This window comes from uncultured Campylobacter sp. (genome assembly GCF_905373215.1).
Classification (GTDB): domain Bacteria; phylum Campylobacterota; class Campylobacteria; order Campylobacterales; family Campylobacteraceae; genus Campylobacter_B.
Map to the genome: position 1 here is coordinate 26,470 of NZ_CAJPRT010000014.1, position 15,026 is coordinate 41,495.

Here is a 15,026-nt window from a genome sequence, read left to right on the forward strand (position 1 = left end):
CGTTTGAGGGGCAAAATTTGCGCTTTTAAGCGGCGGCGCTTTAATCTGCGCGGATTGCGGTAGCGTAATTCGATCCGAGCGATTTTGGGCGGCGCAAATCGGCGCGTATGGACCTGGATTTTGAAATTTTACCCTTGCCGTAGCGATTGAATGCGCACAAATCGCGGCGGCGCAAATTTAAAGCGCTACTGCGGCGAGATGTGATTGCGAGCGAACCGAAACGGCGCGAATTTAAGCAGACGCGGTTTTAAACCGCATTGCGATCGCACCGGATTTAAGTGCAAATGCCCGCAGCGGCGCCCTTTACGTATGCCGGCTAGGCGGATCATGCGATTTTAATTTGCTCTGGCGGGTGCGGCAGCGAGCGCTCGCGGAGCCTTTTTGCTTTCGCGGTTTTGATTTTTGCGGCGATAAATTTTGCGCCCGCCCGCGGTTTTACAACCTTGCTTCGGGCGAATTTTATGAGCGCTCGCAGTCGCGCGGATGCGTCCGAAGCGTCGCGCGCTTTAAATTTAAAATTTAGCCTAGACGCGCGAATTTGATGCTTTAAACTCTAAAATCAATAAATTTTATCCGCGCCTGCGCGTCTTTTGCGTCCTAAAAGCGATAACCCGCATCGCCGCCGCAGATACGCTAGGCACGAGGGTTTTCTGCATTCGTCGCTTGGAATTTTGAGATTTGATTTTAGCTTGACGACCTGATCGGTACGCGCCCGTGCCGCAAATTTTAAAATGGAGCTTTATAAAATTTTTTGGCGCCTACCGCAAATAAAATTTCATAAATTTTTATCGCAAAACACAGCGCGATCGGAGCAAATTTAACGCAAGCCCACTCTTACCATAGCGGCGTACGGCGGCTGCATCCGCACTAAATTTAGTGATAAGCAAATCCGCGATCTTAATAATACAAAATTTACGCAGACGCAGCCCGCCTCTCATCAAAGCGTCATCGGAGGGCTGATGGGCTTTGCTAGCGGGCGAAGTAGTGCGTCGCCGCCAATCTTTGCAAGAAGCGCTATTTTGCGATTGAGCTGTCTTTTCGCCTCAAAAAGGGAATATCGCGGGCTAAAATTTAAACGGAATTTTATAAAGCGGATCGCTGCTTTTAAATTTACGTTGCAAATTCCATAGACTGCGAATACAGCGGTCAAATTTTAAAATTCTGTATGTTTTAGCCATGCCTTGAGGTTGCATTGTGAGGGCTCGCAAGCCGCTTGATTGGAAAATGAGTTTTAGATCGCGCCTTGAGTATATACCGCGCAGTAAAGTAAAATTTCGCGTCGTAAAATTTCACGCTGCTACGTCACCGCTGAGCCGCTTGCCGTCTTACCTCCCATCCTATCGCTCCGTATTTTCAAACGCGCTAGAATTTCAGCAAAGCTACGTTTTAATGCAAAATTTATCCACTTACCGCGGTCTGCGGCGGATGAAATTCTGCCGCCCGTATCAAGCCGCGTATAGTATTTACTTGCCGCGCATGCACGTCATAGCCCGTATCCTCCCCTTGCCGCAAGCCGCCGCTTTACTAACGTCCATCGTTGTAGGCTCTCGCCTGCTTCTTCGCGTATATTTTTGCGCCTTGTAAGCTGCGCGTCACCGCATCTGCGTCAAGATCACGCCGTGCCTTTAAAGCGCGCAAATCTATCCTGCATAAAATTTCGTTTCTTCGCTGTGCTCGCCGCCTGCCGCACTTTGTCGTGCTTGTCTGCCGCGAGCCGTCGTCGCCTTATTTCGCAACCGCACCTGCCACGCATACATACCGCGCTCGTGCAAGTTTTAGCGGACGCGCTTTGAAATTTCAGTCCAAAATCCCTATTTGGCGCTGCGCCCTAGCAGAAACAATCTCACTGCTTGTTCGGCGACGCGGGCTAAATTTTGTGTTGCGGTCTCTTTTTCCATCGCGCGCTCAAGGCTCATCGGTTCATTTAGGATGCAAAAAAATGCTCCTATGCCACGCTCGTTACAGCCACCGGCACAGGGCGAGATGCCGCCTGCCAGCGCGATTACGGGCACGCCGTAGTGCGCGGCGATTTTCGCGACGCCGCAGGGGGTTTTGCCCATCGAGCTTTGAAAATCTAGCCTACCTTCGCCGGTGATGACGAGTTCGGTGCCTTGCATATTGCGATCTAGCCCGATCTCTTCGGTGATGATGTCGATGCCTGGCTTAAGCGTCGCGTTTAGAAAGCTCACGAAGCCAAAGCCTAGCCCGCCGGCAGCTCCTGCTCCGGGGCTATTCCAAAGCTCGCGTCCAAGATGTTTGCTTGCGACGCTTGCAAAATTTATAAGTCCCGCATCGAGCTGCTTTACCATCGCTGCATCCGCGCCTTTTTGCGGAGCGTAAATATATGCCGCGCCATTTTCGCCAAAGAGCGGATTATCCACGTCGCAGGCGATGAGAAACTCGCATTCTTTAAGATGCGGCAGCACCGAAGTGCAATCTATCGTGGCGAGTTTAATCAGATCCTCGCCCGCTCCCGCAAGCTCTGCGCCATTTGCATCTTTAAATTTAAAGCCGAGCGCGCGCAGCATCCCCATGCCCGCGTCATTCGTAGCACTTCCGCCGATGCCGATGATAAACTTTCGCGCGCCGTGTGCGATCGCATGCGCTATCATCTCGCCAAAGCCATAAGTGCTCGTTTTTAGCGGGTTGCGGCGCGATTTTTCGATGAGCGGCAGACCCGATGCGGACGCCATTTCTAAGATGCCTAGCTCGCCTTTTAAGGCGTAGCGCGCGGGTGTTTTTTCGCCTAACGGATTTGCTACGATGACGTCCATGAACTTAGCTTTTAACGCGTCGGCAAGGGCTTCAACGCTTCCTTCGCCGCCATCTGCGATAGGTTTGACGAGCACCTCACAGCCTAGCTTTTCGATGCCTGATTTTATGGCGTTGCCCGCCTCAAGCGAACTAAGCGAGCCCTTAAATGAGTCGATCGCGACTAAAACTTTCATATTTTTCCTTTAGCTCGTATTTTAAAATTTTGGAATTTTACAGCGCGTAGGCTAAATTTACGATGACAAGACTGAAACAAGAGTAGAATTTTAAAATCTCGTTGCCAAATTTATGGGGCAAATTCTAAAATTTCATGTCGTGGAATTTTAAAATTTTGTAAGCCACAGAATTTCGGCTAAATTTTAAAATTCTGTAGCAATAAAATTTTAAAATTTCGCTCCTTGAGGCTTTGTGTGTAAATTTAAAACTATGTTAAGCGAAATTTTAATACTAAGGCATTTGCGCGACGCGGGCTAGCTACGTAAATTTAAAGAATTTTATGTAGCTAGCCGCTGGTAGATGCCCGTAGCGCTCCGCACTGATTTAGCGCGATAGAACGGCTAAATAAGCTAGCCTAGATCAAAAACAGCGACAAAACCCACACGCTGATCATGCCCGTAATGCCCATAATTAGCGTAAGCATTGTTTGAGTGCGGTAGCCTTGTTGCGGGTTCATCTTGCTGAAATTCGTAACGACCCAGAAGTAGCTGTCATTAGCGTGCGAAACCGTCATCGCGCCCGCTGCGATCGCCATTACCACAAGCGCGCCGGACATTTCGGAGGTGAAGCCTAGTACCTGCATTAGCGAGCCGTCTGCGTTAAATGCGCCCATAATCGAAGCTGTAGTGATGATCGCCACGGTGGAGCTTCCTTGCGCGGTTTTTAAGACGGCTGAGATTAAGAACGGGAAGAAAATCCCCGCGGCTTTAATGGCAGTCGCATTGTCCTTGATGTAGGTTACGAAGCCGGCGTCGGTGATGACCTTGCCTAGCACTCCGCCCGCTGCGGTGATGAAGAGGATCGGGCCTACGATTTTTAAGGATTCGTTGGTGATCTCGCTAAATTCGCCTAGTTTGCCGGTTTGTGCAAGCAAAAATACCGCAAAAACTACGCCCAAGGCTAGCGCGATGATAGGATTTCCTAAAAATTGCGAAATTTCGCCTGCAAACCCGCCTACTTTTAGGATCTTGGCGACGGAACCCAGCGCCATAAATAGGATCGGCACCAAAATAGGGGCTAAGCTCAAAAATCCGCCCGGCAATTTGCCGTATTGTTTAAGCAGATCGTCGTAGCTTTTTGCGATAACCTCATTCGCTTCAGCCTCGCTTATATGCACGTTCTTGGCGACTTTTTTGGAAAAAAAGTATGTAGCGATCAGCACCGGCAAGGACACTACCGCGCCCATTGCGATTACGAGTAGCAGATTGCCGCCTAGACCCACGGCGCCTGCTGCGGCGATCGGTCCCGGAGTCGGCGGGATGAATACGTGCGAGGCATAGAGTCCGCCTGAGAGCGCTACTGCAAGAGCGACCGGATTTTCGCCGATTTTTTTGCTGATAGCTTCTCGGATCGGATTTAATACGACGAAGCCGCTGTCGCAAAATACGGGGATACCTACGATCCAGCCCATTATGAGCATCGCAAGCTCGGGGCGCTTTTGCCCGACTACGTTTACGACCATATCGGCGAGTTTGAGCGCCGCGCCCGTCTTTTCGAGCACGGTGCCGATGAGCGCGCCGAAGATTATGACGATACCGATACTCTTAAACGTGCCGCTGAATCCGTCGCCGATAATCGCGGGGATCTTGGCTAGCGGTATGCCCGCGACGATCGCAAGCGCCAGGGAGATAAGCATTAGCGCCAAAAACGGGTGAACGCCTGCTTTGGAGATCAAAAAAATCATCACGACGACCGCTATGGCGAAGCAGATGATTAACGCAACACCGCTCATAAAAGCTCCTTGAATGGATTTAATTTGCCCGCAAGCGGTTTAAGCTAAGCCGTTTGCGCTTCAAATTTAATGCGGTAATTTTAGCGAAATTTTAATATAAAGCAAGAATAGCGGCGTTAAATTCATGAAAATTTATGATTTATGCGGGAATGATGGACTAGCTGGCGGAGTTTGTCGGTTGGAATTTATCGGTTGGAATTTATCGGTGCCGCGCGGCGAGAGCGGTTAAAATTTTAAAATTTACGTCGTTTGCTTTGATATGCTGTTTGTTTTAATGCGCTACGCGGCGGGCAGAGGAAATTTTATCGAGGATCGGTCGCCGTCTTGGTGCGGCAATGGAGACCGCTTGCGCTTTACGCGCAGCTTTGGCGGCTTGGGGGCGTGAGCGACGCGGACGGCTTTGCGGCGCCTGCTGCGGCGGAAGCAGTGAAGATAGAGCGCAATAGCCGCGGCGGCGATAGCGGCGATGAAAGGCGATAGTATCGGCGGCGGCGGGACTTTTGATATACAATCGGCGATGATAGAATTTTGATCGAAATTTACTCCCGCGGTGATGAAATTTTAATTAAAACTATCGGCAGAAGCGGCGGCCGAATTTTATTAAAACTATTGGTACAGCGGCGAAATTTTGATTTTGGCGGCGTCAGAGAAGCTGTTTTCACAAGATGGAATTTTAATCAAAGGCAGAAGCGGCGTCGGTAGGGCTGCGATAAAACGGCGCGTAGCGGCTAGGATAAAAACCAGCGGCAATGCCCGATCTTTAAAATTTTAATCGAAAATGCTCGGGATGCAAGAATTTATAGCGACAATCTTAGCTCGCCTGAGTTGAAATTTTGATCGAGAGTATTTGACGATAGAATTCCATTAAAAAACTATCTGCGGTGGAATTTTACTGCTTAAGGATAGTAGAAATGTGCATTTTCTATATGATTTTTTTGCGAGTCTGCCGTGATCTTTTCACGATTTTTTAAAATTCCAGACGGTATTTGCGCGGTCTATATATGACGAAATTTTACGGTTCGGTAAATTTATAGAGCCATTTAAATTTACAAAGTCGCTTAAATTTATAAACTAGAGCCTCTTTTTTGAGTGCTCTTTGCGCGCGTAAATTTTAATCGGCAGCTCTATCTAATCCGCAAAATTTTAGTTTTTGAAATTTTATAGATTTTCGAGCTTGCGTTTTGGCTGAAATTTTGATCCACGACCTCATCCGCCGCAGCTTTCGCCCACTCTTCGTCGAAGTTTTGTCCGTTTAAATTTGCGCTGCTAGAGTAAAGCCAGTCAAATTGCCTCAAAAACTCCTCATGAGCGCACCCTTTGACTACGCGCACGGCTTTTGCGTTCGGATACAAAAACGTCGTTTTTCTCGCGCGACGCACTAAATTTTTAAATTTAGCGGGCACGCGAGCGAGATTTTTTAGCTCGCTAAGCTTCGCCGTCGTTATGAGACAGGGTTTGTCCGCCGCTCGGCGTTTTAGCGCGTTTATCTCGCGAAAATCCTTGCTCAAAAATCCCGCCGTCGTATCGGTCTGCGCCAAATAAATCATCTCTCCTCCAAATTTATGCCTTTTTCCTATCTTTAGCCAGCAAAAATATACACGAGATAATGAGCGTAAAGCCCGCAAAATCAAGAAACACGAACTCCGTCCCCAGCCAAAAATAGGCAAATGCCGCCGCACTCACCGGCTCGATGCACGCTATCATGCTCGCCCTGCTAGCGCCTATTATCTTTAGCCCCGTCATGTAAAAGCTAAACGCGCATATCGTGCCAAGGATCACCACCGCGGCAAGCGCCGCAAAGCCGTCCGCGTCGCTCACGCCGCCTAGCCGCCAAACACGCGTGTAAAGCGCGAGCGCGCCGCCGCCGATGACCATACCCCAGCCTAAATTTAGCGCAATGGGGTATTTTTGATTTAGCTTCGCGGGGATGAGGCTGTAAACCACGACGCCAAGCGCGCTAATCAGGCACCAAACCAGCGCCTGTGCGCTGATAACGAGCGAGCCTAGATCGCCATGGGTGGCGAGCAGCACGACGCCGAGCACCGCTAAAATAAGCGCGATGAGCTCGACCTTTTTAGGCGCGCGCCGCTGTAAAAAACAGACGACGGCAAGGATGAGCGCGGGCGCGGAGTACTGGATCACGGTCGCGACGGCGGCGTTTGAGAGCTCGATACCGCAAAAATACGAATACTGCGTCATCATAAGCCCAAAAAACGCGTAGATTAGCAGCTGCGGTAAAAGCGCGCGATCTTTTAACGGCGCAAGAGCTAGGCGCGGCGAGCGAGCGACATAATACGCTACCATAGCAAGCCCCGCAAGGCTCAGGCGGTAGGGCACGAGCCAGTCGGCGCTAACGCCCTTTTGCGTGAACAGATACTGCCCGCAAACGCCGCTAAAGCCCCACAATACGCCGCCAAGAAGCGTGATGAAAACGCCAAAAAATTCGCTCTGAGATCTCATTTACCGCCTTAAATTTAAAGCCAAAGTATATATGTTTATGCTTAAGCTGGGGTTAAATTTAGGACTTTGGCGTAGTTTATCGGACTATATTTGCAACTAATAAAATTTTGTAAATTTTAAAATTTGAAGCAATTAAAAAGATTATAAAATTTATGAGGCTATGTAAGAATGAAATAAATTCTAAATTTAGCTTAACGTTCTTGATTTATGGAATAAATTTTGACATTTACGATACGCCAAAGCTTCATAGTGTATTGCTTTTTATATAAGTCGAATTTAGCTCAAAGGCGGTTAAATTTTTCTAATCGGTAGTCTAATTATCGTTTTGCATTTTTGCGGCGGGGTTTTTCTGGGGTCGCTTAGGTAGATTTCATGATGCGCCCTTTGCTCACCAAAGTCCTTTGCATAGCCGTTTGCGGCGATAAACTTGTCTATTTTAGCAACGCTCCCAGGCTCGTCGTCAAAGCTACCTATGTGTAAAATTTGCGCGCAAAGGCCTTCGTCTATCCTCAAAAACTCCGCTACGCCGCAGTCTAACTTCTTTTTCCAAGCAGCCTGCCGCACTGCCCAGTCGAAATTTTCTCGCGTGATAAAATCGGGCAGTCTAATCGCGCTAATCCAGCTAAAATCACTCTTTCTAGCATAGTCTGCAGCGCCGCAAGCCGAGCCGCTTTGTCGCCAAAACCCCTCTAGCGGTGGCACGACGTACTCAAAAAAGCCATCGATCTTATAATCGGTTTTGTAGCTCATTTTTAGCGCGTAACTCACGGCGTAAAGCACCTCTATCGCGCGCTGATACGCGCCGCCTGATTCGTTCGGGTCACCCTCACCGCGGATGCAAACGAAATTTGCAGGCGGGACGGTTAAAATTTGCGGCACTTGCTTTGGCGCGTAAAGCTGTCTAAGCTCTTTTTTAAAATCAAACATTTTATTCCTTTTACGAGATAAATTTCATAAAATTTTGGGCTAGAAGCGGAGCTAAATTTTAAACGGTCATAAAATTTTACAGCATTACGCGATCGTGTGAATGCAAAATTCTATGAAATTTTACGTTTGCCGCATCGTTACAAGAAATTTTGCCGCAAGCGCGTCAATGTCCAGTTACGCAATAAAATTTCACGCCACCTCAAACGGGTATGAATTTTGGCGATAGAAATTTTACGTGGGCAAAACGCGCCGCTATAAATATTTCAAAATTCCGCCGAAGCGCGCGGCTAAAGCGGCCAAATTTAAAACGGCGCTTTAAATTTAGACCAGCGCCAGCTTTAGCACCTCTTCGATCCGCTCTACGGGCGTTATTTTCAGATCGTTTTTGACCTCGTCAGGGATCTCTGCTAGGTCGCGCTCGTAGTTTTTGCGCGGGATCAGCACTTCGGCGATTTTGGCTTTGTGTGCGGCGATGAGCTTCTCTTTGAGTCCGCCGATCGGCAGCACCTTGCCGCTTAGCGTGATCTCGCCGGTCATCGCAAGATCTGCGCGAACTTTGCGCTCGCTTAAAATCGACGCGATCACCGTGCTCATCGTGATGCCCGCGCTCGGTCCGTCCTTGGGCGTCGCACCCTCGGGTACATGGATGTGAAGGTCGAATTTGTTGTAAATCTGCTCCGAACTTTCGGAATTCTCCTCTGCGCTTAAATTTCGTGCCGCTGAGCTTTTAGACGCGCCGCCGTTTGCGCGCAATGCGGAGTTTCTGCCCGCGCGTGAGGCTTTTGTTGCGCCCGTCTTCGCGTCTTGGCCTGCTTTGAGCTTACCCTCGTCGATCAGCACCTTTACGACGCTAAAGGCGATCTGCGCGGATTCTTTCATCACGTCGCCGAGCTGGCCCGTGATCGTCATCGCGCCCTTGCCTTTGATCTTGACCGCTTCGATCTTGAGAACGTCGCCGCCTACCGCAGTCCACGCAAGCCCGTTTACGATGCCGATTTGATCGCACTTTTCGACCTCATCGATCTCGAAAACCTTTTTATTTAGAAATTCGCTTAAATTTTTCGTCGTAACGACGATTTTTTTAAACTCTTTGTCTTTTAAAATTTTAACCGCGACCTTGCGGAAGATTGCTGCGATCTGGCGGCGCAAATTTCGCACGCCGCTTTCACGCGTATACTCTTCGATGATCTCGGCAAGGGCTGCGGGGTTGATCGCTACGTCGGCGGCTTTTAAGCCGTGACGCTGCAGCTCCTGAGGGATCAGATAGTCCTTAGCGATCTGAAATTTCTCCTGCGGCGTGTAAGAGCTAAGCTCGATAAATTCCATCCTATCGCGCAGCGGCGCAGGTATGAGAGATACGTCGTTTGCCGTGGCGATAAAGATGATCTTGCTAAGATCGATGTTAAAATTTAGATAGTAATCCCTAAAGCTCGAGTTTTGCTCTGGGTCTAAAATTTCAAGCAGAACCGCCGTCGGATCGCCCTTGTATGAGCTTGAAATTTTATCGATCTCATCGAGCACGATGACGGGGTTCATCTGATTTGCCTCGATGAGGCCTTGCACGATACGCCCAGGCATCGCGCCGATGTAGGTGCGGCGGTGTCCGCGCAGCTCGTTTACGTCCTCAAGCCCGCCTAAGGCGATGCGGATGAGCTTACGCTTAAGCGCGGTCGCGATAGAGTTTGCAAGGCTCGTCTTGCCTACGCCGGGAGGACCGTAGAAGCATAAAATCGCGCCGCCGTTTTTGCCGTCCTCTTTACTTTTCTTGCTGCTTGTGCCGCGAAGCTCCAAAAGCTGCTTTAGCGCGAAATACTCCTCGATACGCGCCTTGGGCTTTTTTAGGGAGTGGTGGTCTTTATTTAGCTGTGTCGTAACGCCCTCGATAGACATCTTGTGTTTGGCGGTCTTTTCAAAAGGCACCTCCAAAACCCAGTCCAGATAGCTCTGCACAAGCCCCGCATCGGCGCTGTCCGGATGGAGGCGGGCAAATTTATCGATCTGCTTTTTGATCTCTTTGTAGGCGTCCTCGCCCAAATACGGCTTTTTGGCTTCCAGCTTTTTGCGGTACTCCTCGATCTCGACGTCGCGATCAGCGTCGCCTCCGAGCTCCTTTTGGATCTGCTTGAGCTGTTCTTTTAAAAAATACTCTTTGTTCGTCTTGTCAATCTTGGAATGAACCTTACTTTTGATCTCCTTTTCGAGCCTCTGCGCTTCGATCTCGTCGGAGATGTAGTTGATGAGGTTGAAAAGGCGTTTTTGCAAATTGCTCTCGGTAAAAAACGAGTAGGCTACCTGCTTTTTTAACCGCAGTGCGCTTAAAATAAGGTCGCAGACGCGCGCGGCATCGGTGCCGTCGTCGATGGTCTTTAGCAGATCGTTTGGAAAAAAATGCGTAAGAGTGCTAAGCGTCTTGGTTTTTTCCTTTAGCACGCTTACTAGCGCGTCTAATTTTTGATCGTTGCCGCGCTCGTCGTGTATGATATCGACGGTAGCGACCAGCGGGTCTTGCGAAATTTCTTTTACGATTTTGCCTTTTAGCGCGCCTTGGAATAAAATTTTAACCCGACCGTCGGGAAGAGGCACGGTTCTCATCACGGAGCCCACGACGCCTGCGTTATAGATGCCGCCGAAGCTTCTATCGCCGCTAAATTCCGACTTTGAGCTTACGACCATTATCATAGATTCGTTTTTGGCTGCTAGATCGAGGGCTTTTTTGTTATGTTCGTCGCCGATGAAAAGGGGCGCTATCATAAATGGATATAAAAATAGCTCGTCCTCGACGATGATAGGCAGATCGCTCGGGAAGGTTGTATTTTGCATCAGTTGCATCGCTCCTCCTACTCAAAAATCGCGCGATACCAAGGCGAGCGCGGTTTGATGACGTCGGTGCCGTTTAGTGGGGACTCTTCGATGCGCTGCTCGTAAATTTTAGCAGAACTTTCGCGATCGGTGCGCTGGTAAAGGTCTTTGATGTCGATATTTAGCTGATGCTCGGCAAGGCGTAGCTTTGTTAGCATCGTCTCAAGTAGCGGACGATACTCGCTCTGCGGATATTCAGCTATAAATTTTCGAATTTCGTCGATGCTGTTTAGCATTAGCTTTTGGTTGCGATTTGGGCGGCTAAAGGAATCGAAATTTGCTCTAATTTTTAGAAATCTTGCGTATTCGATCTTCTGCGTCGTGCCGTAGAGGCGGATATATTCGTCTAGGTATTTGTTTGCTTTCTCGTAGTTTTCATCCTCCACAAAAGCCCACGCCATAATGAGTGTCATCTCCTCAAGCAGCGGCGAAGCGATGTGTTCGCTAGAAAAGCTAGTGTAGTGCTTCTCGGCATCCTCCATGCTGGCGTTATTGATATCTTCTAAAATTTTAGAATACCATGCCTCGGGGCTTAGATTAAAAAGCTCGCCGTCACCTTTGCCACTGCAGCCGCCGATAAACGCTATAAATAGGAGAGCGGATAGAATTTTACTTAGATTTGTCATAAAAAATCCTTGGAATTTATTTAGCTCGTAATTTTATAGTCTTTGAGTAAATGCAAGCTTAAATTCCGCGTCCAAATTTAAAAATGAAATTTCTTTAAAATTTTTGTGCGTTCGGGCTTAAAAATCTTTGTAAACCAAAAAAATTTACGCGATAAATTCTAAATTTAAGTTTAACAATAGTATAATTAGCGCCGATAACGCAGAGTAAGTTTGCGTTTCCGTAATTTCAAAATTTTAAAGAAAGGATGTAAGATGAAAAAAGGTTTTACTCTAATCGAGCTGATCTTTACCATCGTGATTTTGGCGATCACGACGATGGCGATCCCGCGTATCGTCGCGCAGACGACCGAGCTAAATGCCCTTGCGATCAAAGAGGAGCTTGTATATAACGCTAAAGCTTTTATGTCTCGTATATCTAAAGCGCAGTGGGATAGCGCATACGCAGCAGATGCTACGTGCGGAGGAGATGCGAGCTGCATGGATAGAATTTTGACCGTAACTCCAGTCGTAGATGATTCGGGCAATAGTACCAAGGAAGTTAGACCGGGGATTTTGCCGGAAGCTAGTCAGCGTGGAATCAGCTCCCAAGCTCCAGCTACGAAAAAGCAATTTGGTAGAAATGGAATTTCTTTTGGCGGCGGTCGTTATAACGATGTTGATGACTACGATAAATTTACTACTCAAATGACAGTAGGCAATTTAGTAGGCTCTAGCAGTAGAGGTGATTTTATCCTCAATACTAGGATTAATGTCGATGTAGATTATGTAGCAGAGCCTTTTAGCGCGGCGGAATATGCTTCCAGTACCGATATAAGTGGTGTTCTTAGCGATCAACCATCTAATGGCGCCGTTACCAATATCAAGATGGTTAGGGTTGCCGCTACGGATTTAAACGACGCCGTAGCGAGAGACGGTGCTGCTAAATCAGTTGTTTTAAAGGCATTTTTATCTAATATCGGCGTCGGCGTTCAGACAACCGTCACTAGACTACATAACTAATAGGAGCGCGAGATGAAAAGAGGCTTTACCCTTATAGAGCTTGTGTTTGTTATCGTAGTGCTAGGGATCATCTCGATGTTTGGCGCTGATCTATACACCAAGATCTATAAATCTTACGTGCATGTACGTGCGGTAAATCAGCTGGAAGCCAGAACGCAAAATGCGATGATGCTAATCACAAATCGCTTGGAGGATAGAATAAAAAGCTCTACCATAGGCAGAGATCTTGCCGTAAATGATTTTGTGCCGATTAGCGACCTTACTAATCCGAGATTTGATATATTAGAGTGGATCGGACAAAGCGTAGAGACTAGAAATATAAATCAGAGAAATCCTGGCTGGAGCGGCTTTATGTCAATGTCTCAGTTACGAGATAGCACATGGACGGCTGATACAAATAATGCCGGATATATCGCAGATACTAGGGCTGCGTTTAATATGGTATCCTTGGGTAGTAATTTTCCGCAAGTAGCTAGGATAGTTGGAAATTTAAGGGCTACGACATATAATAGACCTTCTACTAACACCCAAGTTGCTGTTATTTTTAGGGTTGTTACTAACGATGCTTCGCCTACTAGTGTAAATATAGGTTTTGGTTACGACGGAAGGGTTGAAGATGACGGTAGCAATCGTGTGCTAATCGCCGTAGGTACTCCTAGTAATGCGGGTAGCGGTAGCATACAAGGTGAAACTATCGCCATCAATCAATATCCGTTCAATCCAAACAATGCCAACTCACAGGAATTTTCTGAGCAATACTATATAGCTCATAGCGCCTACGCGATCGTTCCCGCTAATGTCGTAACTTATACGAAAGACAATGCGGGAAATTTGAGTAAGAATTTTGATCTAGTATTGAAATATAACTATCGTCCTTGGAGCACCGTTGCAGGCGATGCACACTCATATAACAATAATAATACTGGTAGCGCATTGCTTGCCGAGGACGTGAGCTTGTTTAGGTTTAAGGACGATAACGGTGCCGTCGCGCTTAAACTATGTATGAGAGACGATGGCAGAAATTTTGATCCTTCGGAGCTGGATCTAAACGTTTGTAAAGCACAGGTGGTGTACTAATGAAAACTATGCAAAAGGGCTTTGCTCTAGTAGCAGCCATATTTTTTATCATCATTGTAGCAACTACGGCGATTACGGCACTATCTATAGCATCCATGACGGCTCGCGATGTCAATAATATCCAAGGCAGAGAGCAGGCGCTACTGCTAGCGCAGAGCGCTACGGAGTTAGCCGTCCTTGCTATGCAAAAGCACCAGTATCTAACTACCGATCTTAAGGCAGGAGGCGCTACGGCTGCGACCAGTCCTACGTTAAATACGATTACGCTCGAATATCCGTCAAATGATCCGGCTCAAAAGATGTTTGATATCACCGTGACATTTGGATATTTTGATAGACAGCTGGGTGCGCCCGGCAATCATACCGTCGCTTATAGTAATTTTGGGCAAGGCTCGTCCGAAACACTTGCAAATGGTAGTGTGGGCAGAATTCTAAGCCATGCCGCGCTCGTAGACGTAGTAGTGAGATCTAACGTAGAAGTTATGGGCAGACCGCAGATTACGTATCACAGGCGCACTATACAAAAACCATAACGTAAAGGAGAGACGATGAATTTAAATATCGTGGGTAAGCAGTTTGAGCTAACGGAAGCTATTAAAAATTATGTCGAAAACGCATTTGAGACGCTAGAAAAATATAATCTCGACATCATCTCGGGGCGTTGTGTAATTTCTGCCGACGAGAAGCAAGGCAAAAAAGGTTTTGTAGTGGATTTTTCATTAAATTTAGCGCATCAAGACACTATCGTCGTGCGCCAAAAAGATAAGGATCTCTACGCTGCCGTCGATCTCATCGTCGAGCGCGCCTCAAAAGTGCTTCGCAGATACCACGATAAGGTAAATTCTCACAAAAATCGCGACGAGATGAAGCAAAACGCCGTAGATAATGCGGTCGGTGCCAATAAGCCAAATTTAAACGATGAAGTTGATGAGATCGTCCCTACCGAGCTGGATCTATATAAGCCGCTAGAGATCGATGAGGCGCTAAATAAGCTTAAAGAAAGCACTGATCAGTTTTTGGTTTTTAATGATATGGACGCTAAAATGCGTGTGCTTTACAAGCGTAAAGACGGTAAATTCGGCTTATTTTAGAATTTTAGAATTTTAGAATTTTAGAATTTTAGAATTTTAGAATTTTAGAATTTTTAAGGCGCGGAATTCTCGCGCCTTTACTTTAATTGTTTGAGAGTTGTTGTTTATTTGTTATTATATTATTTTTAATGTAGCCCAAGATAAACAAAATCGCATTTTATAAAATCTTTCTTTTAGGAAATCTTTAAAATTTATTTATATTTGTTCCATATCCATATAAAATTTAAGCAAAAAAAATGTAAAATAATAGTCAAAAATTATGTTATT

The 15,026-nt window shown here is 47.2% G+C and carries 13 protein-coding genes; 6 read left to right on the forward strand and 7 right to left on the reverse strand.

Annotated elements, in window-relative coordinates; genetic code table 11:
• Nucleotides 1-1,811: 1,811 nt before the first annotated feature.
• Both QZ176_RS07465 and QZ176_RS07470 read right to left on the reverse strand, forming a co-directional pair.
• On the reverse strand, nucleotides 1,812-2,948 hold the full coding sequence (locus QZ176_RS07465) for a glycerate kinase (RefSeq protein ID WP_295152455.1): 1,137 nt from the start codon (nucleotides 2,946-2,948) through the stop codon (nucleotides 1,812-1,814).
• Nucleotides 2,949-3,343: 395 nt separating this feature from the next.
• The gene (locus QZ176_RS07470) at nucleotides 3,344-4,720 is read right to left on the reverse strand and encodes a GntP family permease (protein ID WP_295152457.1); all 1,377 of its coding nucleotides are present in this window, start codon (nucleotides 4,718-4,720) and stop codon (nucleotides 3,344-3,346) included.
• 327 nt (nucleotides 4,721-5,047) lie between these two features.
• Between QZ176_RS07470 and QZ176_RS07475 the strand changes: the two genes are divergently transcribed.
• Both QZ176_RS07475 and QZ176_RS07480 read left to right on the forward strand, forming a co-directional pair.
• On the forward strand, nucleotides 5,048-5,200 hold the full coding sequence (locus QZ176_RS07475; RefSeq protein ID WP_295152459.1) for a hypothetical protein: 153 nt from the start codon (nucleotides 5,048-5,050) through the stop codon (nucleotides 5,198-5,200).
• A gap of 148 nt (nucleotides 5,201-5,348) precedes the next feature.
• Nucleotides 5,349-5,492 carry a hypothetical protein gene (locus QZ176_RS07480; protein ID WP_295152461.1) on the forward strand — a complete coding sequence of 48 codons (144 nt, stop codon included), beginning with the start codon at nucleotides 5,349-5,351 and terminating at the stop codon, nucleotides 5,490-5,492.
• Between the two features lie 352 nt (nucleotides 5,493-5,844).
• Here QZ176_RS07480 and QZ176_RS07485 read toward each other — a convergent pair whose 3' ends face one another.
• From QZ176_RS07485 to bamD, 5 genes are all read right to left on the reverse strand, one after another.
• A complete protein-coding gene (locus tag QZ176_RS07485) occupies nucleotides 5,845-6,267 on the reverse strand; it encodes a Sua5/YciO/YrdC/YwlC family protein (RefSeq protein WP_295152463.1) in 423 nt (140 codons plus the stop codon).
• A 13-nt stretch (nucleotides 6,268-6,280) separates the two neighbouring features.
• Entirely contained in the window at nucleotides 6,281-7,180 is a 900-nt protein-coding gene (locus tag QZ176_RS07490; RefSeq protein WP_295152464.1) for a DMT family transporter, read from the reverse strand.
• A 291-nt stretch (nucleotides 7,181-7,471) separates the two neighbouring features.
• Nucleotides 7,472-8,107 (reverse strand): GyrI-like domain-containing protein, encoded by a 636-nt coding sequence (locus QZ176_RS07495; RefSeq protein ID WP_295152466.1) that lies wholly within the window; start codon nucleotides 8,105-8,107, stop codon nucleotides 7,472-7,474.
• Between the two features lie 321 nt (nucleotides 8,108-8,428).
• Nucleotides 8,429-10,936 (reverse strand): endopeptidase La, encoded by a 2,508-nt coding sequence (gene lon, locus QZ176_RS07500; protein WP_295152468.1) that lies wholly within the window; start codon nucleotides 10,934-10,936, stop codon nucleotides 8,429-8,431.
• A gap of 8 nt (nucleotides 10,937-10,944) precedes the next feature.
• Nucleotides 10,945-11,592: an outer membrane protein assembly factor BamD gene (bamD, locus tag QZ176_RS07505; RefSeq protein ID WP_295152470.1), complete on the reverse strand. Its 648-nt coding sequence runs from the start codon at nucleotides 11,590-11,592 to the stop codon at nucleotides 10,945-10,947.
• A 252-nt stretch (nucleotides 11,593-11,844) separates the two neighbouring features.
• On the opposite strand from bamD, the gene QZ176_RS07510 reads away from it, so the two are divergent.
• Genes QZ176_RS07510 through raiA form a run of 4 tightly spaced genes read left to right on the forward strand, consistent with a single transcriptional unit; the run spans nucleotide 11,845 to nucleotide 14,759 of the window.
• Nucleotides 11,845-12,591: a type II secretion system protein gene (locus QZ176_RS07510; protein ID WP_295152472.1), complete on the forward strand. Its 747-nt coding sequence runs from the start codon at nucleotides 11,845-11,847 to the stop codon at nucleotides 12,589-12,591.
• A gap of 12 nt (nucleotides 12,592-12,603) precedes the next feature.
• Nucleotides 12,604-13,668: a type II secretion system protein gene (locus QZ176_RS07515; protein WP_295152474.1), complete on the forward strand. Its 1,065-nt coding sequence runs from the start codon at nucleotides 12,604-12,606 to the stop codon at nucleotides 13,666-13,668.
• On the forward strand, nucleotides 13,668-14,201 hold the full coding sequence (locus QZ176_RS07520; RefSeq protein WP_295152476.1) for a hypothetical protein: 534 nt from the start codon (nucleotides 13,668-13,670) through the stop codon (nucleotides 14,199-14,201). The genes QZ176_RS07515 and QZ176_RS07520 overlap by 1 nt, the downstream gene beginning before the upstream one ends.
• Before the next feature lie 15 nt (nucleotides 14,202-14,216).
• On the forward strand, nucleotides 14,217-14,759 hold the full coding sequence (gene raiA / locus QZ176_RS07525; protein WP_177388896.1) for a ribosome-associated translation inhibitor RaiA: 543 nt from the start codon (nucleotides 14,217-14,219) through the stop codon (nucleotides 14,757-14,759).
• The last annotated feature ends 267 nt before the right edge of the window (nucleotides 14,760-15,026 follow it).